Here is a 23,907-nt window from a genome sequence, read left to right on the forward strand (position 1 = left end):
GCCAGAGAATGATGAAAGTAATGTGTCGCTCAGCGCTGCGGATAACAAAAGCGCCGCGTGTCGCGCCTCAAGCCGGCGGCGGCACGCGGTTTTTGCAAAGAGGAAAAAACAGGCCGCCGGGCGGCCTTTATACCCTTGCCGGGTTGGCAGAGAGCACCGAATAAAAAACAAGGAAAATCAATTTATTGATTTTCGGCCGATCGCCACAAAGAGGGGAAAAACCACGCTTTTTCCCCTCTTTGTCAATAGCCTGACAGGCCGCCGGGCGGCCTGTGGGATTAGCCCAGATGCAACCGGGCGGTGAGGTCGGCAATCTCGCGGCGCCAACGCGCCTGAAGCTCCGGTTTTTGATGCTTCGGTTTACGCGCCAGGTCGGCCTCCAGTTTGCTTTCGAGGGCAAACAGGGCGGTCAGCAACGCCTCTTCGCCTTCCAACAGCGGGTTTGGCGTCGGGGCGTCTGCGTTGGCCTGGTGCGCCGTCGGCAGAGCCGGCGTTTCACCCGCCAGGCGCTGGTACACCGGCGCGAGATCGTGCCACTCCTCCAGTTTTTGCTGGTCGATCAGCCAAAAGCGGTTGCAGCTCTGTTCGATCAGCATCCGATCGTGGGTGACCAGCATGACGGCGCCGGGGAATTGGCGCAGCGTTTCCGCCAGCTCCTCTTTGCCGGCCATATCCAGGTGGTTGGTGGGCTCGTCCAGCAACAGCAGCGAATGGTTGGCCAGCGTCAGGCCGACGAACAACAACCGTGAACGCTCGCCGCCGCTCAGCGAACGGATCTGCTGATGGTGGCGCAGGTAAGGGAACCCGGCGCCGATCAGCGCCATTTTCCGCTGTTCCTCGGTCAGCGGCGCAAACTGCGCCAGCGCTTCGCTCAACGTGTCTTCATCGCGCAGCTGTTGCAGGCTCTGATCGTAATAGCCGATGCGCACGCGCGGATGGAACAGTGCCGGGCGCTGCGTTTGTTGCTGATACTCGCGCCACAGCAGGCGCAGCAGCGACGATTTGCCGCAGCCGTTGCGTCCGACGATGGCGATGCGATCGCCGCTTTTCACGCGCAGATGTTCCAGGCTGAACAGCACCGGCGCATCCGGCGCCGGGCGCACCGCCCAGTGCGGCAGCGCCAGCAGGCGATCGGCGTCCAGCGCTTCTCCCTGCAGCCGCAGCCGCCACGGGCTGCCGGCGGTCAGGGTGGTCTGTTCTTCCTTCAACCGATCGACGCGCTTCTCCATTTGCTTGGCCTTGCGCGCCAGATCTTCGTTGTCGTAGACCTTGCCCCAGGTCGCCAGGCGCTTGGCGCTTTTTTCCACCCGGTCGATTTCCTTTTGCTCGGCCTGTCGCCGCTGTTCGTCTGCGGCGTCCTGTTCCGCCAGCGCGGTGCGCGCCGCAGAGCAGGGCAAACGGAAGAACTGCAGCGTTTTGTCGCGCAGGATCCAGGTGCAGTTGGTTACCTGGTCGAGCAGGTAGCGATCGTGCGACACCAGCACGAAGCTGCCGGTCCAGTTACGCAAGAACTGTTCCAGCCACAGCAGCGTGGGCAGGTCCAGGTGGTTGCTGGGTTCGTCGAGCAGCAGCAGATCGGGTTGGCGGATCAGCGCGCGCGCCAACAGCAGCCGCGTATGCTGGCCGCCGCTGAGGGTGCCGGCGGTCAGCGTCCAGCTCGCCGGTTCAAACCCCAGCTCGGCCAGTAGTGCTTCGCAGCGCCAGCGTTCGCTGAGGTGTTGGCCCGCAGGCAGCCGCGCCAGAACCGCATCCAGCAGGGTGCTGGTGTGCAGTTCCGGCGGCAGGTGCTGCTCGATGCGCGCCATCAGACATTGATGTGACAATGTCACCGTTCCGGTGTGCGCAGGCAGGTCGCCGCTGAGAATTTGCAGCAGGGTGCTTTTGCCGCAGCCGTTATCGCCGATCAAACCGATGCGGTCGCCTTTTTTCAGGCTGAAGGAAATCTCGCTCAGCAGGACGCCGAACGCGTTGTCGTAACCGACAGATTGTGCAGACAGTAATGTGCTCATTGCTTACTCAAGAGTTACAGGCATGACAATGCCTATCGTCAAACATTGCTGACGACAACCCGGTAAGCCGGAGGGAAGATCCTGGATTTAGTAAGCTTCGCTCAAGCTGGGTTATCGCAGCGCGATACCGGTAATGCTTGAGCGGCGACGATTACCAAAGAAGTGTGAGTGAAAAACCAATTCACACGTCAGCATAGTAAGTCTCCTTTTATTGGTTGCAGGTTAATCGGTGGCTGGATTATAGAGCGCTTCATGCCGTATCGCCAGTGTAAAAGCGCCTGAATTATCAGCAAGCTAAGGCGAGCGCGGGCGCGTGGCACACAATGGGAATAATTACTGTATTTCGGCCGACATTAAGCAGCTATTATAATTAGCGTTTATGGTTAAGCGACGGTTCATCCGCCGCCTGTTCGTCTGTCTATCAGATAATGATGCTGAGCACTGAATTTATGTTAAAGCCTCGCCCGTTCCTGCTGTTGTTATTATTGCTGTTGGGTATGCAACTGACGCCGTTCGCCGCCGTCGCCGCCACCCAGGATGATCCCGCCGCCGAAAGCGCGCCCGATCCCGCTACGCAGCTGAAAGCCGCGCAAAAGCAGTTGGACAGCATGAAGCAGCTGGTTTCCAAAGCGACGACCGACACCCAGCTCAGCAAGCTGCGGTTGGCGACGGACGATCTGGTCGCCAGCATGGATAAATTGTCCGCCGATCTGCAGCCGGTGCAGGAAAAACTGCAGGCGCAGCTGGACGTGCTGGGGCCGGCCCCGGCGGCCGGCGCGCTGCCGGAAACCCCGGCCGTCGCCCAGCAGCGCAATGCGCTGAACAGCAGCAAGAAGCAGTTGGACGATGCGGTAAAACGCGCGCAGGCCATCAAGACCAGCGCCTTCGATCTGGGCCAGCAGATCAGCGATCTGCGTCGGGTGGCGTTCAAAACCCAGCTGGCGCTGAACACCGGCAGCATTTTGGGCGTCAAATTCTGGACGCCGGTCGTGCAGCCGTCAGCGGATGACGTGCAGCGGCTGGACCAGTTCAACGCCGAGATGAAAGCGGCCTGGGACGCCAGTTGGCAGGACGAATGGCGGTACGGCACGCTGGCGTTGCTGGCGCTGGCGGTGATCGTCTGGTCCTGGGGGCGCTATTTGTCCGAGCGTTTCCTCGCCTGGGTCAGCATTCGCTTCCTGCCGGACGGGCGCCTGCGCCGCAGCTTTATGGCCATCATCACCGTGGCGGTGACGGTGATCACCACCTCGATCGCGCTGAACCTGCTGTATTACGTCTTTATCCGCGTGCAGCCGCTGCCGGTCATGCTGGAAGACTTTGCCGAAGGCTTTAACCGTCTGGGGATTTTCTGCGCGCTGATCGCCGGGCTGGGGCGTGCGGCGCTGTCGCTGAATCGCCCGTCCTGGCGTTTGGCTTCGCTGGACAATGAAGTGGCCGCCGGGCTGCGTTACTTCTCGCCGCTGCTGGCCGGTCTGGCGCTGGCGTTCGGTACTGTGGAGCTGATCAACAACGTCGTCAGCGCCTCATTGGCTACCACCATCTTCGGCAACGGCCTGGTGGCGGGGCTGATCGGCATGGTGCTGCTGGCGGCGCCGCTGCGCGGCCAGCGCATTCGTCGCCGTCTGGAGCAGCAGGGCGCGCACCTGGAAAAACGCACGCTGGTCGGCGGGCTGGTGCACATCGTCACCCTGGTGTGTTCGGTGGTGATCCTGCTTTCCCTGCTTATCGGCTACATCGCCTTCGCCCGCTTCCTGACCTACCAGCTGATCTGGGTGGTGCTGGTGCTGATGGCGTTCTACTTCATGGTACTGTTCGCCACCGACCTGTGCGCCGCGCTGTTTTCGCCGCAGACCGTCAGCGGCAAGATGCTGAAGAAAACGCTCAGCTTCAAGGATCGCCATCTGGAGCAGGTGGCGATCATCACCACCGCGCTGGCCAAATGTTCACTGTTGCTGTTGATGATCATCGCGTTGTTCAACGGCTCGTTCGGCAGCACCACGCCGGGCTCGCTGATGGAGAAAATCGTCTCGATCCTGACCGGCGAAGGCTTGCAGCGTTTCAACATCGTGCCCGGCAACCTGCTCAACGCCGTGATCTGCCTGGCGATCGGCATCTACATCCTGCGCGCGGTGCGGCGCTGGCTGGGCTCTGAGCTGCTGCCGAAGACCATTTCGGACGTCGGCATTCGCGCCTCGCTGGTGACGCTGTTCAGCAATATCGGCTATGTGCTGGTGATTCTGATCACCCTGGCGGCGCTGGGCATCCAGTGGAGCAACCTGGCGTGGATCGTCAGCGCCCTGTCGGTCGGTATCGGTTTCGGTTTGCAGGAGATTGTGAAGAACTTTATTTCCGGCCTGATCCTGCTGACCGAACGCCCGGTGAAGGTCGGGGATATGATCGGCATCGGCGGCGTGGAAGGCGACGTGCGGCGCATCAACGTGCGCGCTACCGAAATCCAGCTCAGCGACCGTTCCACCATGATCGTACCGAACTCGCAGCTGATCTCGCAGAACGTGCGCAACGCCACCATGGGCAACGCGCAAGGCGTGGTGACCATCGCGTTGACGTTCCCGACCTCGATCGATCCGGAGCAGGTGCGCAATATCTTGCTCAGCGCCTATAACGAGTACGAAACCATTCTGGACACGCCGGCGCCTTACGTGCGCTTCAGCCAACTGGGGCCGGACGGCATTATCCTGAGCGTGACCGGCTATGTGCCGAGCCCGCGCATGGTCGGCGCCACCAAGAGCGAACTGCTGTTCAATATCCTCAAGCTGCTGCGCGCGCAGGAAGTGAGCCTGTCCAGCCCGCAAGAAGTGGTATTTATGAAGCAGCAGGCGACGCGATATCAGGCCAATGAAGAGGAGCACTCCTCCTAGTGCCGGTTTGAGGCGGCGGGCCGTTAAGCGACGGCCCGCCGAGCGCGGCTAGTACATCGATGGTTCCACCGATTGCGAGCAGTCGCTGTTGGCGCTGGATTTGGTGCAGGTGTAAGGTTCATTTGGCGATGCCGAAGGCGCATTCGATGGGCCGCCGCCTCCGCCGATACAACCGCTCAGCATCAACGTCAAAAACACGAGAATTATCTTCTTCATCTCACCGTCCTCCATTGCGATTCCTCCTTTAAGTATATGCCGGGAAAGCGAACGGCACCGCTTGCCGCTGCGAACTATACTCCCTGGATGCCGTATTGATGCTCAACCTCGGCGAATGAGGGGAGAAAGATGCAAACCGACGACGATTTGACCCGCTTTGCCGCGCAGGGCGCGCCGCCGTTGCCGCCCGGTTCCAGGCAGGGCTTTGTCGAACACGACGGCGCGCACATCTGGTATGCGGCCTATGGCGCTGATCCGACGCTGATCCTGTTGCACGGCGGCCTGGGCCACAGCGGCAACTGGGGGTATCAACTGCCGGCGCTGCTGGCCGCCGGCTACGGGGTGTTGCTCATCGATAGCCGCGGGCACGGACGCAGCACGCGCGACGCCCGGCCGTATCGTTACGATCGGATGGCCGATGATCTGTTGGCGGTGATGGCGGCGCTGCAAATCCCCCACGCCGCGCTGGCGGGCTGGAGCGACGGCGCTTGCGTCGCGCTCATCGCCGCCCATCGGGCGCCCGAGCGGGTGGACGGCGTCTTTTTCTTCGGCTGCAATATGGATGCCAGCGGGGTTAAACCGCCGCCGTCCAGTCCGCTCGTCGAGCGCTGTTTTGCGCGCCATGCGCAGGACTATGCCGCCTTGTCACCGACGCCGGAGGATTTCGCTCCCTTCGTCTCCGCCGTAAGCCTGATGATGAGCAGCCAGCCGGACTACCGCGCACGGGAATTGGCGGCCATTCGCGTGCCGGTGACGATCGTTCACAGCGAACACGATGAATTTATCCGCGCCGAACATGCCGCCTACCTGAGCCGCAGCATTCCTGGCGCCCGTTTGACGACGCTGCCGGGCGTCAGCCACTTCGCGCCGCTGCAGCGGCCCGCGCTGTTCAACCGCGCGTTGCTGGATTTTCTCGCCGGTGTGATGCCGCCGCCTGCGCGTTGACGCTCGTTGTTCTATGCTGGAGGCGGGGCATTTGGGCATCATCGAAGAGGACATCATGAGCGAAAGCATCGTGGTCAGATCGCTGGAACAACGGGATTACGCCGCCTGGCTGGCACTGTGGCAAGGGTATAACGCCTTTTACGGCCGGGAGGGGGCAACGGCGCTGCCGGATGAGGTGACACAGACCACCTGGCGGCGTTTTTTCGACGCCTACGAACCGATGTACGCGCTGGTCGCCGAGCATCAGGGGCAGGTCGTTGGATTAACGCACTATCTTCTGCACCGCAGCACCATTCAGCTGCAGCCCAACTGCTATCTGCAGGATCTGTTCACCGCAGAGGCGGTGCGCGGCAAAGGGGTGGCGAGGGCGCTGATCGCGGCGGTTTACGAGCGTGCGCAGCAGTTGGGGTTGCCGCGTGTGTATTGGAATACCCACGAAACCAACCAGATCGCCATGCGGCTGTACGACAAGGTGGCGGAGCGTCCCGGTTTTGTGATGTATCGCAAGGCGTTTTGACGCGGGATGAAAAAACAACCCCACATAGCCCAATCTTATTTTGCTTTTGAGGAAAAAGACGGCGGTTTTTACCGGTAACAGGCCAACTGGGGCGTGAAATGTTCAAAGTGAAGCGTCCGCTTTAGCCGTTTCTGTGCCAGGTATGCGGGTGTCGTCAATATATTGATACACAAATATATTTTTCCTAGATGAATAAACAGATGTCCGGGCCAGCAAAACTGGCAATAATAGGCGAGTCGGCCGCTTATCTTCTCCTCATCGTCGACGGTTGTGACACGAACAGATTGTCACCTTACGCAGCAGAAGTCTCTGGATCCAAGATGCAAACCACCTCGTTGTCCGATGCCCGGAAAATTTGGCCCGCACTCACCGTCTTTCTGTTGGTGTTCGCGGTTTGCCTGTTGGGCATCGTGAGCCGCCCCGTCGGATTTTTGGCGATATTCTGGCCGGTAAACGCCGTACTGCTGGCGTTTCTGGTGCGCCGCCCGCAGTGGGCCACGCGCGCCGGCTGGGGCATGGCGGTGCTGGGTTATCTGGCGGCGGACCTGCTGACCGGCAGTTCGCTGCAAAAGGCGCTGCTGCTGAACGCCGCCAATCTGACCGGCGTGGTGGTGGGGTATCTGCTGTACATGCGGCTGTCGCCGCCGGCGCGTATGCTGCAGCGTGGCGCCTCCAGCATGTACCTGTTCGGCATCTGCCTGGCCGCCGCCGCCGCGACCGGTTTGGTGGGCGCGGCGGCCTCGCAGTGGCTGTTCGGCAGGCCCTATTTGACCTCGCTGGCACTGTGGTTCTCATCCGAGTTCACCAACTACGTCACGCTGATGCCGTTTATTCTGGCGTTTCCCGCCGATTGGCGGCATCGCTTGCGCGCGGCCCGCAGCATAGTGACGCAGCGCAGCCAATGGCCGCGCGCGGGACGAAAACTGGCGGTATTGGCGCTGCTGGCGTTGGCGGCGATCTGCAGCGTGCTGATCGGCGGCCCCGGGGCGGTGATCTTTCCCATGCCGGTGCTGCTGTGGCTGGCGATGTCCTTTTCGCTGTTCTGCACCATGATTGCGGTGCTGATTTATGTGCTGTGGTGCCATCTGGCGATCGATTTCGGGTTGCTTAGCACGACGCTCGACATGCAGGTGTTGCAAAACGCGGTATCGATGCGTTTGGGCATCGCGCTGCTGGCGCTGGGGCCCATCGCCGTGGCCAGCATGAACTATGCGCGCAGCGCGCTGCTGCGCACGCTGGAGCATGTGGCGAACCACGATGCGCTGACCCACGTGCTGACGCGCAATGCGTTTATGCAGCGCGGCGAGCGGATGATTGACCAAAAGGGCGAGTTGGTATGCGTCATGATGCTTGATATTGATTACTTCAAATCGATCAATGATCGTTTCGGCCACGCCGGCGGCGATCAGGCGCTGATGGCCTTTACCCGTGCGATCGCCGCCGATTTGCGCGTCGATGATCTGTTCGGCCGCATGGGCGGCGAAGAGTTCGCTATCGTCTCGACGCTCGGCCAGCCACAGCAAGGGTTGCAGTTGGCCGAACGGCTGCGGCAACGCATTGAGGCGGAATCGATCACCATGCCGGCCGGCCATCCGCTGCAGATCACCGTCAGCATCGGCATGGTGACCTGCCCGGGCGGTTCCGGCCACAGCCTGGCCGACTTGCTCAAACTGGCGGATCTGGCGGTATACAAAGCGAAAAACGCCGGCCGTAACCGGGTCGCCACGCCGGACTCTGACCCACCGAACGATCCTGAGCGCTGAACTTCCGATCCGGGTTGCGCGCCCGCCGTCTAAACTGGTAGGGGGCGCAGGCAACGTCGCCCGCGCTGAACCGACTGTCCTTAATCAGACAAGAGGATACCAGGATGAAATACGTAGACGGTTTTGTGGTGGCGGTACCGGCCGCCAACAAGGAGGCTTATCACCGGTTGGCGGCCGCAGCGGCGCCGCTGTTCAAAGAGTTTGGCGCCACGCGCATCGTGGAGTGTTGGGGCGATGACGTGCCCGACGGCAAGCTCACCGACTTTCGCGGCGCGGTGAAGGCGCAAGAAGGTGAAGTGGTGGTGTTCAGCTGGATAGAGTACCCCTCCAAAGCGGTGCGCGACGCCGCCAACGAGAAAATGATGAACGATCCGCGCATGAAGGCGCTCGGTGAGATGCCGTTTGACGGCAAACGCATGATCTTTGGCGGGTTCGCGCCGATCCTCGATGCGTAAAGGAGGCGCAAATGGCCAGAATTACGCAACATCTGTGGTTTGAAAAGGACATGGAAGCGGCGCTGAATTGCTATGTCGCGCTGATCCCCGGTTCGTCCGTGAACTGGTTTTCCGACCTGCCGGCGGATACGCCGAGCGGCCCGGCCGGCAGCGTGAAACTGGCTTCTTTCACGCTGGGGGACCAGCGCTACGCGGCGATCGAAGCCGGGTCGCTGGATCCGTTCAACCACAGTTTCTCCGTGATGGTGGAATGTGACGATCAGGCGGAAGTCGACCGGCTGTGGGATGCCTTGAGCGAGGGCGGAGAGGCGGAGCAGTGCGGCTGGCTGCGCGATCGCTGGGGGCTGTGCTGGCAAATTGTGCCGCGGCGCCTGACGGAGTTGATGAACGATCCCGACGCCGCTCGTGTGCGGCGGGTCACGGAAGCGATGCTGCTGATGGGCAAAATCGACATCGCCGGGTTGGAAGCGGCGGCGCGGGGCTAGCGGTAAGAGAACGAAGGAGAGAAAGGATGCATCGAGAGCGGCACAGTATTGAACGCATCGGCTGGCTGCGGGCGGCGGTGCTCGGCGCCAACGACGGCATCGTTTCGACGGCCAGCCTGCTGCTGGGCGTGGCGGCGGCCAGCGCCGCGCATTCCGCGCTGATGATCGCCGGCGTCGCCGGGTGGGTGGCCGGGGCGATGTCGATGGCCACCGGTGAGTATGTGTCGGTCTCGTCGCAGGCGGATACCGAAAAGGCCGCGCTGGCGGAAGAGCAGGCGGAGTTGCTCGAAGACTATCCGGGGGAGTTTCGCGAACTGACGTCAATCTACGTGCATCGCGGGCTGGATCCGGCGCTGGCTCGGCAGGTGGCGGAAAAGCTCATGGCGCATGATGCGCTGGAGGCGCACGCGCGCGACGAGCTGGGCATTTCCTCCGTCACCCGCGCCCGGCCGCTGCAGGCCGCGTTGGCGTCGGCCCTCAGTTTCTCCCTCGGCGCGCTGCTGCCGCTGCTGGTGGCGCTGTGGGCACCGCTCGACTGGACGCGAGCGGCGCTGGTGGCGTCGGCGCTGATTTCTCTCGGCGTTCTCGGCGGCATCGCCGCGAAAACCGGCGGGGCGCCGATCTTGCCGGGCGTGGCGCGTATCCTGATCTGGAGCGCGCTGGCGATGGCGGTCTCCTCAGGCGTGGGCATGCTGTTTGGCGTGACGGCAGGCTAACGCCGCGTTTGCATCAATCTATTGCACCTCAAACTCAGAATTTATCATTTGTCAGCCGCCGGCGTTCACGGCATGGTGACGGCAACGCCAAATCAGTCAGGGACTCTTATGCAAAAATCACAGATCCAACCGTGGGTTGCGCAGCATCCGCTGCTGCAACGAATGGTCGCCCTCGAGCCGATCACCTGGTTCAATCCGCGTGCGACCACGCTGGCCGCCGGCTTGCCCCATGTCGGGCTGACCGCCGCCGACGTTGCCGAAGCCGAGCAGCGCCTGGCGCGTTTCGCGCCTTATCTCGCCGCGGCCTTCCCGGAAACCCAGCCGACAAAGGGGATCATCGAGTCCGAGCTGGTGGCGATCCCCGCCATGCAGCAGGTGTTGGATCGGCGCTATGGGCAGGCGTTGGGCGGGCGTCTGCTATTGAAAAAGGACAGCCATCTGCCGATTTCCGGTTCAATCAAAGCGCGCGGCGGCATCTATGAGGTGCTGACGCACGCGGAGAAACTGGCGCTGGAGGCGGGGCTGCTCCAGATCGGCGACGACTACGCCCGGCTGTGTTCCGATGCATTTCGTCAGTTCTTCCGCCAGTACCGCATCGCCGTCGGATCAACCGGCAATCTGGGATTATCCATCGGTATCATCAGCGCCCGCCTGGGATTTGATGTCAGCGTGCACATGTCGGCGGATGCGCGAGAGTGGAAAAAACAGAAGCTGCGCGACAATGGCGTGACGGTGGTGGAATACGCTGACGATTACGGCGTGGCGGTCGAGCAAGGGCGCCAACAGGCGGCGAACGATCCGAATTGCTTCTTTATCGACGATGAAAACTCGCAAACCCTGTTCCTCGGCTACGCGGTGGCGGGCGGCCGCCTGAAGCGGCAGTTTGCCGAACAGGGCATTGTGGTGGACGCGCAGCATCCGCTGTTCGTGTATCTGCCGTGCGGCGTCGGCGGTGGGCCGGGCGGTGTGGCCTTTGGCCTCAAGCTGGCGTTCGGCGATCACGTTCACTGCATTTTCGCCGAACCGACCCATTCCCCCTGCATGCTGCTCGGCGTCTACAGCGGGTTGCATGACGGCATTGCGGTGCAAGATCTCGGCATCGACAACCGCACGGCGGCGGACGGGCTGGCGGTGGGGCGCGCCTCGGGTTTTGTCGGCCGGGCGATGGAGCGCCTGCTGAGCGCATTTTACACGCTGAGCGACGAAGAGATGTTCGCGTTGCTCGGGTTGTTGGACAGGCACGAGCATATCCAGCTGGAACCCTCCGCCCTGGCGGGCATGGCCGGGCCGTGGCGCATGGAGGCCAATGCGCAACAGCTTAGCGGGCAAGGGGTGAGCGCGGAAAGCCTGGCGCAGGCGACGCATCTGGTGTGGGCGACCGGCGGCGGCATGGTGCCGCCGGCGGAAATGGCGAAGTACCTCGCCGCCGGGCAGACGGCGGAGTAAGGCGCAATAAAGTAAAAAGGGGCGAACATCGCCCCTGATTGGTCTGCCGTGCGGTTAAAGCTGTTCGCCGTTGCTGGCGATCACCCGGCGATACCAGTCGAAGCTTTTCTTGCGCGAACGTTCGAGCGTGCCGGTGCCGTCGTCGTGTTTATCGACGTAGATAAAGCCGTAGCGCTTGCTGTACTCGCCGGTGGTGAACGATACGCAGTCAATGCAGCCCCACGGCGTATAGCCGATCAGGTCTACGCCGTCTTCAATCACCGCTTTTTTCATCTCTTCGATATGGGCGCGCAGATAGTCGATGCGATAGTCATCGTTGATCTGGCCGTCCGCTTCCACCTTGTCGAAGGCGCCGAAGCCGTTCTCCACGATAAACAGCGGTTTCTGGTAACGTTCATACAATACGTTCAGCGAGTAGCGCAGCCCGACCGGATCGATCTGCCAGCCCCAGTCGGAAGCCTTGACGTGCGGGTTCGGCACGTTGCCCGGGAAGCCGAACATGCCGTCGCTGCCTTCCACCGCGTTGGCCTGCAGCGCGTTGCTCATGTAATAGCTGAAGCCAATGTAGTCGGTGCAGCCCTCGCGCAGGATCTGTGCGTCCTGCGGCTGCATCTCGATCTTCAGCCCTTTGCGTTCCCAGTCGCGCAGCAGATAGCTTGGGTAGTAGCCGCGCATCTGCACGTCGGTGTACAGATAGCGCTGGTGCATCGCCTCCACGGCGTACATCACGTCGTCCGGCTTGCAGGAATAAGGGTAGAACGGCACGCAGGCCAGCATGCAGCCGATCTTGAACTCCGGGTTGATCTGATGGCCGAGTTTGACCACCTGCGCGCTGGCGACGAACTGGTGGTGCAATACCTGGTACAGCGCCTGCTCCGGATTGTCTTCCTGGGTGTAGTCCACGCCGGAACAGCAGTAGCCGAACAGCGGGTATCGGTAGTTGCTCTGGTTGTTGATCTCGTTGAAGGTCATCCAGTACTTCACCTTCTCGCGGTAGCGGCGCATCACCACTTCGCTAAAGCGCACGAAAAATTCCACCACCCGGCGGTTTTTCCAGCCGCCGTAGGTTTTCACCAAATGGTAAGGCATTTCGAAGTGCGACAGGGTAATCACCGGCTGGATGCCGTATTTCAGCAACTCGTCGAACAGATCGTCGTAAAACTGCAGGCCGGCCTCGTTTGGCGTTGCTTCGTCGCCGTTCGGGAAGATGCGCGTCCAGGCGATCGAGGTGCGGAAGCATTTGAAGCCCATCTCGGCGAACAGCGCCACGTCCTGCTTGTAGCGACCGTAGAAGTCCACCGCTTCATGGTTGGGGTAACGGTAGCCGTCGAGCACGCCGTCTGTCATCACGCGATCGACGCCGTGCGAACCGCCGGACAGCACGTCGGCGATGCTTGGGCCTTTGCCGCCCCGATCCCAACCGCCTTCAACCTGGTGCGCGGCGACCGCGCCTCCCCACAGAAAATCTTTCGGCAACTGTTTCATCGTCAATGTCTCATCTTATTTAATGAAGGATAATAACGTTCGCATTGCCAATAGAGTAACAAGACCAAAAGAAATGTCACGATATAACAAATCGCCGGACAAAGTGATTTGTCACAATAAAAAAACAGCCTGTTTTATTTTGCCGAATTAATATGCCCAAGCCGTTTGCCGATGGTTTCAATAATGTAAAGCACGGGGATCTGCGTGGTGATATTGTGATGGCCGCCGATCAAATGCTGCGGCACGTGGTAGGAGAGATTAAAGTCCGCCAGCCGCGCCAGCGAAGAGGTTTCGTTGTTGGTGATGCTGATGATCTTGCAGTGGTGCAGACTGAATTGGCTGGCCAGCCGCAGGATCTCTTCGGTTTCGCCGGAAACCGACAGCATGATCGCCACCGCGTTTTTATACATATCGCTGTTGACGGGATAATAAGGATCGTCGATATGGGTGCTGAATTTCCCGACGTTGGAAAAGAAACGCGCGCCATATTTCCCCAAGGCGCCAGAGGTGCTGATGCCGACGAAAATAATCCGCTCGGCGGCGGCGATATGATGCGCCGCTTCATCGAGTAACTGATTAAATTCGTCGTTGCTGACGCTTTTAAAAAAACTGAGAATTTCGCCGATGCCGGAATCGACCGGCGGCGCATCGCTTTGCTCCAGATACAGTTTGAAACGGATGCGAAATTCTGAATAACCGTCGCAACCCATTTTTTTGCAAAATCGCAGCACGGTAGTGGTGGATACGCCGGCGGCCTCGGCCAGCTCGCGGATGGTCATGTACATCACTTGATTTTTGTGTTTGCTGACGTAGTTATAAACCATCAGCTCCAGGGCGTTGAGCTCGGCGATTGCTTTATGGGTAAACATGGGTCGATCCGGCGGCTGAAAACGGGACATTTATCTGCGGGTTACCATAGCAAAATTCGCCGCCGCCGACACTGCCGAACAAAAAGAAAAGCCGCACCAGTCAGGGGCGGCCCAGGGTTCACGACGAACAAATAAAGCAAAACGTTCCGGAAGACATGCCATGAAAACGCGTTTCATCACACAGGGTTAGCATAGGTCAGCTTACTCCGGCGGCAAAATGCCGGTTTCTGCTTTCTAAAGCCAAAGCGCGGCAAAGGCTATGGCGCCTCGGGCTTATCTTCGGACCAGCGGGCGGCGTTGACATCCACCTTAACCGGCAGCAGCCCGATGGCGGTGAATTTATCCGCCAACTGCTGTTGCTGTCTGAACACCTCCGGCGACATGCGCTGGCTGCCGAACGGCATGCGGGCGATGGCTCTGGCCCAAATGGCCTGATCCAGACCGGTGCTCTGAGCGAGGATCGCCGCCGCTTCCTGTGGATGCTCGTTGGCCCAGTCGCTCAGCGCGCCGAGCTGTTGAATCACCTGTTTGGCGCTGTCCGGGTAGGTTTCGGCAAAGCGGCGGCTGGCGAGATAGAAGGTATAGTGCGGCACCAGGCCCTCCGCGTCTTTCAGCAGGCGGGCGTTGGCGCGGGTTTCCACCTCGGCGTAGTAGGGATCCCAAATCACCCAGGCGTCGACGCTGCCGCGCTGGAAGGCGGCGCGGGCATCGCTCGGCGGCAGATAGACCGGCGTGATGTCCTTGTAGCTCAAGCCGGCCTGTTCCAGCGCGCTCACCAGCAGGTAATTGACGTCAGACCCTTTGTTCAACGCCACGCGTTTGCCTTTCAGATCGGCCACGGAGCGGATCGGCGAATCCTGCGGCACCACGATGGCTTCGGTTTTCGGGCTGGGCGGCGAATGCGCCAAATAAACCAGATCGGCCTTGGCGGCTTGCGCGAAGGCCGGCGGCGCGTCGCCGGTCGCCGCCAGATCGATGCTGCCGACGTTCAACCCCTCCAACATCTGCGGGCCGGCGGGGAATTCTATCCAGCGAACCTTGACGCCCTGCGGCTCAAGGGCTTTTTCCAGCGTGCCGCGGTATTTCAGCAGCGCAAAAATGTTAGCTTTCTGGTAACCGATGGTGATTTGCTGCGGTTTCTCCTGCGCGCCGGCCGGCAGGCTAAACAGGCCCAGCAGCAGGGCGGCGATCAGCGGCGTTGTGAGTTTTCTCATCCTGATTTTCCGATAGGCGAAGTGAACAATAGCGATACGCGCTGGGCGTAACGCCATGAAACGGCATTCAAATTTTCCTGCGGCGGGATAAGGGCGATGATAATGAGCGGCGCACTGGCGTGTAAAGCGCCCGCTTATGCTGAATAATGCCTTGCTTAGCCATAAATGAGCTTAAGCGGGAGAAGGGGATCTCTACGCTATGCCGCGTCACGCTCGCGCGAACGCGCCAGCAACGGCGGCACCAGCAGATAGAGGGCGGCGGCCAACGCCCAGACCAGGCCGGGCCAGACATCACGCGTGGCGGCATACAGCGCCGTCGCCATCAGCGGCCCCGCGACGCCGATCAGGCTGCCCATGCTGGCCAGCGTCCCTTGCAGCTCGCCCTGATGATCGTCGTCCACTTTGTGCGCCATTAACGCCTGCAGCGCGGGCAGCGCCATACCGCCCGCGGCGAAGAACGGCAGCAGCGCAAAGGGCGCCCAGCCGCGCGTGGCGATCGATAACAGCACCAGGCCCAGCGCGTCGGCGGTCAGGCCGATCAGCAGCGCCTTGCGTTCGCCGAGCCGCGCGACCAGCGGGCCGATGGCGAAGGCCTGCGACAGCGCGTGGCAGGCACCGTAACCGGCCAGCGACAGGCCCGCCACCATCATGCTCCAGCCGAAACGATCCTGGCCGTATAAAATCCACAGCGTGGCCGGCGCCTGTGAAACCAGCGCCATGATCAGATAAATGCCGGCCAGCGGCAGCAGGCCCGGTTTGCCGTGCAGCCGTCGCAATGACGAAAAGGGATTGAGGCGGATTTTCTCGGCGGCGCGGGTGCGGGGTTTACGCGATTCCGGCAGCAGGAAAAACGCCATCGCCAGGTTGAGGGCATTCATCGCCGCCGCCGCCAGGAAGGGCGCATGCAGATGCCACTCGCCCAGCGAACCGCCGAGCAGCGGGCCGACGATAAAGCCGACGCCGAACACCGCGCCCACCAGGCCGAAACGCCGCGCGCGCTGGCCGGCAGGAGTAATATCGGTAACGTAAGCGGTGGCGACCGCCATGTTGGCGCCGGTGATGCCCGCCAGCAACCGGCCCAGATAGAGCCAGGCCAGCGTCGGCGCGAACGCCATCAGCAGGTAGTCGGCCGCGGCGCCGGCGAGTGAAATTAACAGCACCGGCCGCCGGCCGAAGCGATCGCTCAACGCGCCGAGGATCGGTGAAAACAGGAATTGCATCAGCGCATAGGCCGCCAGCAGGGCACCGTAATGCAGGCTGCCGGCGTCAAGACCGCCCAGCGAGCGCAACAGCACCGGCAGGATCGGCATGATCAGACCGATGCCCACCGCATCCAGCAACACCGTCAACAAAATAACCAGCATAGGTTTTTTCAAGATTGTGACTCTAACAGTGATAGAGTATTGAGTATTCCATAGTTACCCTATCAGTGATAGAGAGATGAGTGAAAAAAATACTACGATACGTTTAACGCGTGAAACCGTCCTGCGCGGAGCACTGGCGCTGCTGAATGAAATCGGCATCGATGCTCTGAGCACCCGTCGCCTGGCGCAACATTTGGGCGTGCAATCTCCCACGCTCTATTGGCATTTCAAGAACAAGGCCGAGCTGCTGAAGGCGATGGCGGAAACCATCATGCTGGATCACCGTGAAGAGGTGCCCGCCGACATGCCCTGGCAGGATTGGGTCGTCACCAATGCGAGCAATTTCCGTCGGGCGCTGCTGGCTTACCGCGACGGCGCGCGTCTGCATGCCGGCACCCGGCCGCAGGAGCCGCAATTCGCCATTATCGAGGCCAAGGTGGCGCTGCTGTGCCGGGCGGGCTTGACGCCTGAACGCGCGGTGAATTTGCTGTTCGCCGTCGGGCGCTTCGTCGTAGGCTGGGTGCTGGAAGAGCAGCAAATGCAGCCGGACGATACGCTGAATGACGCCGATCGCCAGCGTTACCCGCTGCTGTGCGAAGGCTGGGAAACTTTGCAGGATAAGGGTGCAGACGCGCTGTTCGAAGCCAGCGTGCGGCTGTTGGTCGACGGTGCCGAGGCCGCGTTGACGAACGCCAATAATCACGGGACGCAATCATAAAACCGGGCTTATCTATCGGAAATTTATAGAAAATACCCACTTTTCGTTAAAGCCATGGCGGCTACATTCCCTTAACATTATCAAGTCTTTTGATGATAATTATTAGCACACTGCGCAATTATTCGCCGCAGTGATGTTACGGATTAAATCCGTTTGTTTAAGGGATAGTTTCACCATGGAAATCAATGTTAATGGCCGGGTGGTTCCACTCGGCGATATCTCGCCCGAGACCCCGCTGTTGTACGTGTTACGCAACGATCTGCACTTGAATGGCCCCAAATACGGCTGCGGCCTGGGGGAGTGCGGCGCCTGCACCGTTCTTATCGACGGCGTCGCCGCTCGCTCCTGCTCAATGCCGTTGGCCGCGGTAGGAAGAAAATCCGTCACCACGCTGGAAGGCCTGGGCACGCCGGAAACGCCGCACCCGGTGCAGCAAGGATTTATCGATGAGCAGGCGGCGCAGTGCGGTTACTGCGCCAACGGCATGATCATGACGCTGGTCGCGTTGTTCGAACGCGAGCCGGATGCAGATGAACAAACCATCAAGAAAGAGCTGGCCTACAACCTGTGCCGCTGCGGCACCCATCTTGAGATCTTGCGCGCCGCCGAACGCGCCCGCGCGCTGCTGGCTGCACGGAGGCAAGCATGAGCCGCCTCGAACTGACCCGCCGCCAGCTGTTGCAGGCCGGCGGTGTGGTGATGGTCAGCAGCCTGCTGCCCGCGCCGTTTAACGCCTTCGCCGCCGAGCCCGCCCCAACGCCTGCCGATCTGCCGCTGGACAGGGTAGACAGTTTTATCAGCCTCACCGCCGACGGCCGGGTGACGGCCTTCAATGGCCATGTCGATCTCGGCACCGGCATTCGCACCGCGCTGGCGCAGATCGTCGCCGACGAAATTTGCGTGCCGTTCGAGCACGTCACGATGATCCTCGGCGATACGCAACGCACGCCGGATCAGGGGCCAACTATCGCCAGCGCCACCCTTCAGGTGACGTCGGTGCCGCTGCGCCAGGCGGCGGCGCAGGTGCGGCATATGCTGACGGCGCTGGCGGCCAAAGCCTTCGAACTGCCGGCCGACCAGCTGACGGCGGCGGCGGGGCAGGTGTTTGTGACCAAGCACCCGGGGCGTTCCTTGAGCTATGCGCAGCTGGCAAGCGGGCAGAATCTGCACGTGGCGCTGGATAAAAACGTGCCGCTGAACGGTGAACAGCAGAACCGCTATGTCGGCCGCGCCGTCGCCCGGGTCGATATTCCGGCCAAAGTGAGCGGCGCGCTGACCTACGTGCACGATCTGCGTTTGCCCGGCATGCTGCATGGCCGGGTGGTGCGCCCGCCTTACGCAGGCGCCGACAGCAGCGCGCCGCTGGGCGGCGGCCTGTTGTCGGTGGATGAAAGTTCGATCGCGCATCTGCCGGGCATCGTGAAACTGGTGGTGATCAACGATTTCATCGGCATTGTGGCCGAGCGCGAAGAGCAGGCGATCGCCGCCATGCGCCAGCTGAAAACCGAATGGAAACCCTGGGCCGGCCTGCCGGACCTGTCGCCGGAGGCGCTGCCCGCCGCACTGGCAGCCAACCCGAAAACTGACCGCGTGCTGCGCGACGATGCGGGCACGGACGACGCGCTGGCATTGCTGCATACCGAAGTGCGGGCGGACTATGTCTGGCCTTACCATCAGCACGCCTCGATCGGCCCTTCCTGCGCAGTGGCGGAGGTTAAAGACGGGCGGGCTCAGGTGTGGTCCGGCACGCAAAACCCGCACGATCTGCGCAAAGATATCGCCACGCTGCTGGAATTGGCGCCTGAGCAGGTGCATATCACCCGCATGGAGGCCTCCGGCTGCTATGGCCGCAACTGCGCCGACGACGTTTCGGCGGACGCGGCGCTGTTGGCGCGGGCGACCGGCCGCCCGGTGCGGGTGCAACTGATGCGCGAACAGGAATCCGGCTGGGAGCCGAAGGGCACCGGTCAGTTGATCCGGGTGCGCGGCGGCCTCGACGCGCAAAACCGAGTGGCGGCCTACGAGTTGAAAACCAGCTATCCCTCCAACAATGCGGTGACCTTGCCGCTGGTGTTGACCGGCAAGGTGGCCAACCGGGCTGACGTGCAACAGATGGGCGATCGCACCGCCATTCCGCAATACGAGTATCCGCACATGCGGGTGATTTGCCAGGACGCCGCGCCGATCGTGCGGGCCTCGTGGATGCGCGGCGTTTCGGCGCTGCCCAACGTGTTCGCCCATGAGTCCTGGATCGACGAGCTGGCCTGGCGTGCCGGCGAGGATCCGATCGCGTTTCGCCTGCGTTACCTGAACGATCCGCGCGCAGTGGCCTTGATTGAGGCCCTGAAGCGCCAGGCGAACTGGCAAGACGGCCCGGCGCACCGGTCACGCGCCGCCGGCGCCGAAGTGGTGAGCGGCCGCGGCTTCGCCTATGCGCGCTATTTCCACAGCAAATTTCCCGGCTTCGGCGCCGCCTGGGCGGCCTGGGTGTGCGATCTCAGCGTCAATCGCCTTTCCGGGCAGATCACGCTCGATAAAATCTTCGTGGCGCATGATTGCGGCCGGATGATCAATCCGGCCGGGGTGCGCCATCAGGTGCACGGCAACATTATCCAGTCCGCCAGCCGTGTGCTGAAAGAGTTTGTGACCTTCAACGCGTCGGGCGTGACGTCATTGGACTGGGGCGGCTATCCGATCCTGCGCTTCGACGAATTGCCGCAGGTCGATATCCAGCTGATCGACCGCCCGGACGAAGCGCCGATGGGCGCAGGAGAGTCCGCCTCGGTGCCGAGTGCGGCGGCGATCGGCAACGCGCTGTTTGACGCCCTCGGCGTGCGCCTGCGCGAGGTGCCGTTCACACCGGCGCGGGTGCTCGCCGCGCTGCGCGCTCAGGCCGGCCATTAACCCCCCGTAACGAACAAGGACAGCAAAGATGAGTAAGATGAAAAAAATCGTCGGGTGGGGCGGCGTCACGGTGATCGCCGTGGTAGTCGCCGGCGTGGTCGCCAGTTGGCAGCCGGAGATTGCGCCGCTCGCCGCCGATGCGACCCACAGTTTCAGCGAGGCGCAGATCGCGCGTGGCAAAACGTTGGCCGATCTCGGCGACTGCGCGGTGTGCCACACCCGTGCGGGCGGCGAGCGCAACGCCGGCGGGCTGGCGATGGAGATCCCCTTCGGCACCATTTACACCACCAACATCACGCCGGACGTGGAAACCGGCATCGGCAGCTGGAGCTACGCGGCGTTCGAACGCGCCATGCGCCACGGCGTCGATCGCCAGGGCCGCTATCTCTATCCGGCGTTTCCCTATACCGCCTTTACCCGCACCCGCGACGACGATCTGCAGGCGCTGTATGCCTATCTGATGTCGCAGCCGCCGGTCAAGTACCGGCCGCCGGCCACCGATCTGCACTTTCCGTTCAACATTCGCCAGGGCATCTTCGCCTGGAACCTGCTGTTCCTGACGCCGGGCGCGTTGCCGGAACAGCCAGCCCAAAGCGCCGACTGGAACCGCGGCGCGTACCTGGCCGAAGGGTTGGGGCACTGCAGCGCCTGCCACTCACCGCGCAACGTGCTGTTCGGTGAGAAAACCGGCGGCGAGCACCTGGCCGGCGGCGTGGCGGAGGGCTGGACGGCGCCGGCGTTGAGCGGCCGCTCGCCCGCGCCGCTCGCCTGGACGCAGCAGGATCTGGTCGATTTCATGCGCACCGGCTACTCGGCCAACCACGGCGTCGCCGCCGGGCCGATGGCGCCGGTGATCGAAGAAGGGCTGTCGCGCTTGTCGCAGGCCGATCTGCAGGCGATCGCCGTCTATCTGCGCAGCTATCATCCGGAAGCGGCGGCGCAGGCCGCGGCGGCAACCTTGAACGCTCAGGCGGAGCGCCAGGTCGAGCCCCTGAGTTCGCAAGGGGCGCGGCTGTTTTCCGGCGCCTGCATGGCGTGCCATGCGCAGGAAAAAGGCGCGCAGATGGCGGGGGTGCGCCCGTCTCTGGCGCTGAATACCAACCTGTTCGCCGAGGCGCCGGACAACGCCATTCGCGTGGTGCTGGACGGCATACAGCGGCCGGCGAACGCCGAGCTGGGCTATATGCCAGGCTTTCGCCATAACCTGAATGACGCGCAGATCGCCATCCTGCTCAACTACCTGCGGCAGCATTACGCCGGTCAGGCGCCGTGGCCGGACCTGGCGGCGCAGGTCGGCCGCTTGCGCGCCGAAACCGAGCAGAAATAGCCGCCGGGGGCTGGACAGCCACGCCGCGTTGGCGACAATAGAGCTTTTCACATGGACAGAGGCAGTAAAATGAATACGTTAGACGCAATCCGCCAGCGCCGCGCCACCAAGCAGTTCGATGCGCAGCACGTGATGACGCTCGAAGAGAAAAAAGCGTTGCTGACTATCGCGCTGCAGGGCGCTCCCAGCGCGTTTAACCTGCAGCACTGGCGCCCGCTGCTGATCGAAGATCGCGCGCAGCGCGAGAAAATTCGCGAGGCGGCGTGGGGGCAGGCGCAGGTGACCGACGCGTCGATGCTGGTCGTGCTGTGCGGCGATCTGTCGAGCTGGGAGTCACAGGTAAAAACCGTCTGGGCCGAGGCCGCGGAGCCGGTGCAGCAATTCATGATCCCGGCCGTCGATCAGTATTATCGCGGTAAGCCGCAGGTGCAGCGCGACGAGGTGATGCGCAGCAGCGGCATCTTCGCCCAGACGCTGATGCTGGCGGCCAAGGCGCAGGGCTACGACTCTTGCCCGATGGACGGTTTTGATTTCGACGCGGTGGGCGAGATTATCAATAAGCCGGCGCATTATCAGATCGCGCTGATGGTCGCTATCGGCAAGGCGGCGGGGCAACCTTACCCGCGCATCGGCAAGCTGCCGTTCGACGAGGTGGTGAAAACCGACCGTTTTTGACCCGAGCGGTGAATGACAAAAGGGAAGGCTTGCGCCTTCCCTTATTTTTTTGTGACGCACAGTTCGTTCCAGTAGCTGAAACGGATGCGCCGTTGCAGGCGGTGATGCCACATAGAACACTCCTTCTACCCTACACGGTTTAAATAAATAGCACCGCGCCGGACACAAGGCGAATGCCTTATTGTGCATAGCTTGCCCGTCGGGCGGGATTAACCGATTTTACCGGCCCGGTGCGCGGCAGGCGGCCATCGCCAGCCGAAGTTCATGCCCGCCGCCGCGCCGAGAATGGCCAGCGTGCCCAGCAGCTGCAACAGGCTGAGACGGTGCCCGAACGCCGCCCAGTCCACCACGATCGCCACTGCCGGGTAGATAAACGACAGCGCGCCGACCAGAGCGGTGGGGATTTTCTGGATCGCGCCATAGAGCAACGTGGACATCAACCCGGTATGCACCAGACCGAGGGTCGCCAGCAGCAGCCAGTCGAACGAATCTGCGGGAAGGTGGGCCAGACCGGCGAACGGGGCCAGCGCCAGCGCGCCGACGGTCAGCTGAATCAACACGATCAGCTGCGGCGGCAGCGCGGCCAGCTGTTTGACGATCGCCGCCGCCAGGGCGTACATCAGGGCCGCCCCCAGCGCCAGCGCCACGCCCAGCAGATAGTCGCCATTGCCGCCACCGCTTTGCCGGCCGGTGACGATCAACACCATCCCCGCGAACGCCAGCAGAAGCCAGCCCAGCCGGTTAGCCGTCAGTTTTTCACCGAACAGCAGCACTCCCAGCGCCACCAACATAAACGGTTGAACATGGTAGGTCACGGTGGCGACAGCGATCGAGGCATGCGCATAGGCGGCAAACAATAGCGTCCAGTTGAGCACCAGCGCGAGGCCCCCCAGGACGGCGAACGCCAGCTGCCGCCGGTTGATGGCGCCTGATTTCAGTTGTCCAAGCGCGGCGCAGGTGGCCAGCATCGCCAGCGCGCCGAACGCGCAGCGCCAAAACACCACCGTGGCGGGCGGCTGCCCTAACACGATCACCGGCCAACCGACGGTGCCGGAGATCGTCATGGCGAGGATCATTTGCACTGCGCCGCGCGTTTTCGTTTTCATGTCGTTTCCCTCGCGGCCTGACCGTGCTTGTGGTGAAGTCGCTTAATCATTAAAATGAACAATCGAACATTATGATGAACACGGTTGACGCTGTTCGTCAAGTCGAACAATTGAATGGTATAACGAACAATGAGCGAGAGCCTAATGCAGAACATCACGCCGATTGGCCTCTTGTCGGCGGCAATCCGCCGTGAGCGGGAGCGATTGAATCTGTCCGTTACCGAACTGGCGAAGCGCGCGGGTATCGCCAAGTCCACGCTGTCGCAGCTCGAAGCCGGCAGCGGCAACCCCAGCCTGGAAACGCTGTGGGCGCTGGCGATGGCGCTGGATGTGCCGGTCAGTCGGCTGATTTCACAGCCGAGCAGGCCGGTGCAAGTGATCCGCGCCCATGAGGGAACGCCGGCGCTGTCGGAGCAGGGCAACTACGCCGCCACGCTGTTGGCCACTTGTCCACCGGGCGCGCAACGCGACATTTACCGGCTGCGGGTGCAACCCGGTGAAACGAAATGCTCCCGGCCGCATCCGCCGGGCACCGTCGAGCACGTGATCATCAGCAGCGGGCGCGCGCGCCTCGGGCCGGCGGATCAGCCGCTGGAGCTGAGCGCCGGGGATTACATCAGCTACTCGGCCGATCGCGAGCATATTTTCGAAGCGCTGGAGCCGGAGACCACCGCCGTGATGCTGATCGAACAGGGCTAACCCGGCGTTGATGGTTCGTTTATTGAAAATGATTCTCAATTATATTAGTGTGCCCGCCTGTTTTGACGCCGGGACGGACGTATGGCCCGGTGTCGCTGCTTAACGCCCTTCAAGG

At 62.0% G+C, this 23,907-nt stretch carries 21 protein-coding genes; 14 read left to right on the plus strand and 7 right to left on the minus strand.

Annotated features, from left to right (window positions below):
• Positions 1-278: 278 nt before the first annotated feature.
• The gene (locus ACMGF9_RS11275) at positions 279-2,009 is read right to left on the minus strand and encodes an ABC-F family ATP-binding cassette domain-containing protein (protein WP_118892012.1); all 1,731 of its coding nucleotides are present in this window, start codon (positions 2,007-2,009) and stop codon (positions 279-281) included.
• Positions 2,010-2,458: 449 nt separating this feature from the next.
• Between ACMGF9_RS11275 and ACMGF9_RS11280 the strand changes: the two genes are divergently transcribed.
• The gene (locus ACMGF9_RS11280; protein ID WP_193152030.1) at positions 2,459-4,888 is read left to right on the plus strand and encodes a DUF3772 domain-containing protein; all 2,430 of its coding nucleotides are present in this window, start codon (positions 2,459-2,461) and stop codon (positions 4,886-4,888) included.
• 48 nt (positions 4,889-4,936) lie between these two features.
• Here the strand turns inward: ACMGF9_RS11280 and ACMGF9_RS11285 are convergent, their stop codons facing one another.
• Positions 4,937-5,119, minus strand: a complete 183-nt coding sequence (locus tag ACMGF9_RS11285; protein WP_004938091.1) for a hypothetical protein — start codon at positions 5,117-5,119, stop codon at positions 4,937-4,939.
• 114 nt (positions 5,120-5,233) lie between these two features.
• Here ACMGF9_RS11285 and ACMGF9_RS11290 point away from each other — a divergent pair, with 114 nt between their 5' ends.
• From ACMGF9_RS11290 to ACMGF9_RS11320, 7 genes are all read left to right on the plus strand, one after another.
• Complete coding sequence (locus ACMGF9_RS11290; protein ID WP_015377935.1) at positions 5,234-6,049, plus strand: alpha/beta fold hydrolase; 816 nt, start codon at positions 5,234-5,236, stop codon at positions 6,047-6,049.
• A 55-nt stretch (positions 6,050-6,104) separates the two neighbouring features.
• Positions 6,105-6,566 carry a GNAT family N-acetyltransferase gene (locus tag ACMGF9_RS11295; protein ID WP_041922341.1) on the plus strand — a complete coding sequence of 154 codons (462 nt, stop codon included), beginning with the start codon at positions 6,105-6,107 and terminating at the stop codon, positions 6,564-6,566.
• A 320-nt stretch (positions 6,567-6,886) separates the two neighbouring features.
• Complete coding sequence (locus tag ACMGF9_RS11300) at positions 6,887-8,329, plus strand: sensor domain-containing diguanylate cyclase (RefSeq protein ID WP_015377933.1); 1,443 nt, start codon at positions 6,887-6,889, stop codon at positions 8,327-8,329.
• A gap of 104 nt (positions 8,330-8,433) precedes the next feature.
• Positions 8,434-8,784 (plus strand): DUF1428 domain-containing protein, encoded by a 351-nt coding sequence (locus ACMGF9_RS11305; protein WP_004938082.1) that lies wholly within the window; start codon positions 8,434-8,436, stop codon positions 8,782-8,784.
• A gap of 11 nt (positions 8,785-8,795) precedes the next feature.
• The gene (locus tag ACMGF9_RS11310) at positions 8,796-9,269 is read left to right on the plus strand and encodes a VOC family protein (protein ID WP_021503735.1); all 474 of its coding nucleotides are present in this window, start codon (positions 8,796-8,798) and stop codon (positions 9,267-9,269) included.
• A 26-nt stretch (positions 9,270-9,295) separates the two neighbouring features.
• Positions 9,296-9,985 carry a VIT family protein gene (locus ACMGF9_RS11315; RefSeq protein ID WP_015377931.1) on the plus strand — a complete coding sequence of 230 codons (690 nt, stop codon included), beginning with the start codon at positions 9,296-9,298 and terminating at the stop codon, positions 9,983-9,985.
• A 108-nt stretch (positions 9,986-10,093) separates the two neighbouring features.
• The gene (locus tag ACMGF9_RS11320; protein ID WP_021503734.1) at positions 10,094-11,431 is read left to right on the plus strand and encodes a D-serine ammonia-lyase; all 1,338 of its coding nucleotides are present in this window, start codon (positions 10,094-10,096) and stop codon (positions 11,429-11,431) included.
• Between the two features lie 54 nt (positions 11,432-11,485).
• Here ACMGF9_RS11320 and ACMGF9_RS11325 read toward each other — a convergent pair whose 3' ends face one another.
• The 4 genes from ACMGF9_RS11325 to tet(41) all read right to left on the minus strand — a co-directional run bounded on the left by ACMGF9_RS11325 (position 11,486) and on the right by tet(41) (position 16,375).
• On the minus strand, positions 11,486-12,922 hold the full coding sequence (locus ACMGF9_RS11325; RefSeq protein WP_031299656.1) for a 6-phospho-beta-glucosidase: 1,437 nt from the start codon (positions 12,920-12,922) through the stop codon (positions 11,486-11,488).
• Positions 12,923-13,050: 128 nt separating this feature from the next.
• Positions 13,051-13,785, minus strand: a complete 735-nt coding sequence (locus tag ACMGF9_RS11330; protein ID WP_004938065.1) for a MurR/RpiR family transcriptional regulator — start codon at positions 13,783-13,785, stop codon at positions 13,051-13,053.
• 257 nt (positions 13,786-14,042) lie between these two features.
• Positions 14,043-14,999: a sulfonate ABC transporter substrate-binding protein gene (locus ACMGF9_RS11335; RefSeq protein ID WP_015377929.1), complete on the minus strand. Its 957-nt coding sequence runs from the start codon at positions 14,997-14,999 to the stop codon at positions 14,043-14,045.
• A gap of 197 nt (positions 15,000-15,196) precedes the next feature.
• Positions 15,197-16,375, minus strand: a complete 1,179-nt coding sequence (tet(41), locus tag ACMGF9_RS11340) for a tetracycline efflux MFS transporter Tet(41) (protein WP_071796731.1) — start codon at positions 16,373-16,375, stop codon at positions 15,197-15,199.
• 64 nt (positions 16,376-16,439) lie between these two features.
• Here tet(41) and tetR point away from each other — a divergent pair, with 64 nt between their 5' ends.
• The 5 genes from tetR to ACMGF9_RS11365 all read left to right on the plus strand — a co-directional run bounded on the left by tetR (position 16,440) and on the right by ACMGF9_RS11365 (position 21,987).
• A complete protein-coding gene (tetR, locus tag ACMGF9_RS11345) occupies positions 16,440-17,081 on the plus strand; it encodes a tetracycline resistance transcriptional repressor TetR (protein WP_015377927.1) in 642 nt (213 codons plus the stop codon).
• Positions 17,082-17,256: 175 nt separating this feature from the next.
• Positions 17,257-17,730, plus strand: a complete 474-nt coding sequence (locus ACMGF9_RS11350) for a (2Fe-2S)-binding protein (protein WP_015377926.1) — start codon at positions 17,257-17,259, stop codon at positions 17,728-17,730.
• Positions 17,727-19,985 (plus strand): molybdopterin cofactor-binding domain-containing protein, encoded by a 2,259-nt coding sequence (locus ACMGF9_RS11355; protein WP_414160234.1) that lies wholly within the window; start codon positions 17,727-17,729, stop codon positions 19,983-19,985. The genes ACMGF9_RS11350 and ACMGF9_RS11355 overlap by 4 nt, the downstream gene beginning before the upstream one ends.
• A 28-nt stretch (positions 19,986-20,013) precedes the next feature.
• Entirely contained in the window at positions 20,014-21,312 is a 1,299-nt protein-coding gene (locus ACMGF9_RS11360; RefSeq protein ID WP_031299654.1) for a c-type cytochrome, read from the plus strand.
• Between the two features lie 69 nt (positions 21,313-21,381).
• The gene (locus ACMGF9_RS11365) at positions 21,382-21,987 is read left to right on the plus strand and encodes a nitroreductase family protein (RefSeq protein ID WP_004938044.1); all 606 of its coding nucleotides are present in this window, start codon (positions 21,382-21,384) and stop codon (positions 21,985-21,987) included.
• Positions 21,988-22,196: 209 nt separating this feature from the next.
• Here ACMGF9_RS11365 and ACMGF9_RS11370 read toward each other — a convergent pair whose 3' ends face one another.
• Positions 22,197-23,093 (minus strand): DMT family transporter, encoded by an 897-nt coding sequence (locus ACMGF9_RS11370; RefSeq protein ID WP_414160235.1) that lies wholly within the window; start codon positions 23,091-23,093, stop codon positions 22,197-22,199.
• 129 nt (positions 23,094-23,222) lie between these two features.
• Between ACMGF9_RS11370 and ACMGF9_RS11375 the strand changes: the two genes are divergently transcribed.
• Complete coding sequence (locus ACMGF9_RS11375) at positions 23,223-23,792, plus strand: helix-turn-helix domain-containing protein (protein ID WP_031299653.1); 570 nt, start codon at positions 23,223-23,225, stop codon at positions 23,790-23,792.
• Positions 23,793-23,907: the final 115 nt, after the last annotated feature.

Source organism: Serratia sp. BNK-23 (genome assembly GCF_047456145.1).
Taxonomy (GTDB): Bacteria; Pseudomonadota; Gammaproteobacteria; order Enterobacterales; family Enterobacteriaceae; genus Serratia; species Serratia nematodiphila.

Excerpts from the sequence above, each read along its gene's own strand:
- ACMGF9_RS11310 (WP_021503735.1), top strand. The coding sequence starts at position 8,796 with ATGGCCAGAATTACGCAACATCTGTGGTTTGAAAAGGACATGGAAGCG.
- ACMGF9_RS11360 (WP_031299654.1), top strand. The coding sequence starts at position 20,014 with ATGAGTAAGATGAAAAAAATCGTCGGGTGGGGCGGCGTCACGGTGATC.
- ACMGF9_RS11365 (WP_004938044.1), top strand. The coding sequence starts at position 21,382 with ATGAATACGTTAGACGCAATCCGCCAGCGCCGCGCCACCAAGCAGTTC.
- ACMGF9_RS11280 (WP_193152030.1), top strand. The coding sequence starts at position 2,459 with ATGTTAAAGCCTCGCCCGTTCCTGCTGTTGTTATTATTGCTGTTGGGT.
- tetR (WP_015377927.1), top strand. The coding sequence starts at position 16,440 with ATGAGTGAAAAAAATACTACGATACGTTTAACGCGTGAAACCGTCCTG.
- ACMGF9_RS11305 (WP_004938082.1), top strand. The coding sequence starts at position 8,434 with ATGAAATACGTAGACGGTTTTGTGGTGGCGGTACCGGCCGCCAACAAG.
- ACMGF9_RS11335 (WP_015377929.1), bottom strand. The coding sequence starts at position 14,999 with ATGAGAAAACTCACAACGCCGCTGATCGCCGCCCTGCTGCTGGGCCTG.
- ACMGF9_RS11315 (WP_015377931.1), top strand. The coding sequence starts at position 9,296 with ATGCATCGAGAGCGGCACAGTATTGAACGCATCGGCTGGCTGCGGGCG.
- ACMGF9_RS11350 (WP_015377926.1), top strand. The coding sequence starts at position 17,257 with ATGGAAATCAATGTTAATGGCCGGGTGGTTCCACTCGGCGATATCTCG.
- ACMGF9_RS11330 (WP_004938065.1), bottom strand. The coding sequence starts at position 13,785 with ATGTTTACCCATAAAGCAATCGCCGAGCTCAACGCCCTGGAGCTGATG.
- ACMGF9_RS11275 (WP_118892012.1), bottom strand. The coding sequence starts at position 2,009 with ATGAGCACATTACTGTCTGCACAATCTGTCGGTTACGACAACGCGTTC.
- ACMGF9_RS11295 (WP_041922341.1), top strand. The coding sequence starts at position 6,105 with ATGAGCGAAAGCATCGTGGTCAGATCGCTGGAACAACGGGATTACGCC.
- ACMGF9_RS11300 (WP_015377933.1), top strand. The coding sequence starts at position 6,887 with ATGCAAACCACCTCGTTGTCCGATGCCCGGAAAATTTGGCCCGCACTC.
- ACMGF9_RS11370 (WP_414160235.1), bottom strand. The coding sequence starts at position 23,093 with ATGAAAACGAAAACGCGCGGCGCAGTGCAAATGATCCTCGCCATGACG.
- ACMGF9_RS11285 (WP_004938091.1), bottom strand. The coding sequence starts at position 5,119 with ATGGAGGACGGTGAGATGAAGAAGATAATTCTCGTGTTTTTGACGTTG.
- ACMGF9_RS11375 (WP_031299653.1), top strand. The coding sequence starts at position 23,223 with ATGAGCGAGAGCCTAATGCAGAACATCACGCCGATTGGCCTCTTGTCG.
- ACMGF9_RS11290 (WP_015377935.1), top strand. The coding sequence starts at position 5,234 with ATGCAAACCGACGACGATTTGACCCGCTTTGCCGCGCAGGGCGCGCCG.
- ACMGF9_RS11355 (WP_414160234.1), top strand. The coding sequence starts at position 17,727 with ATGAGCCGCCTCGAACTGACCCGCCGCCAGCTGTTGCAGGCCGGCGGT.
- ACMGF9_RS11320 (WP_021503734.1), top strand. The coding sequence starts at position 10,094 with ATGCAAAAATCACAGATCCAACCGTGGGTTGCGCAGCATCCGCTGCTG.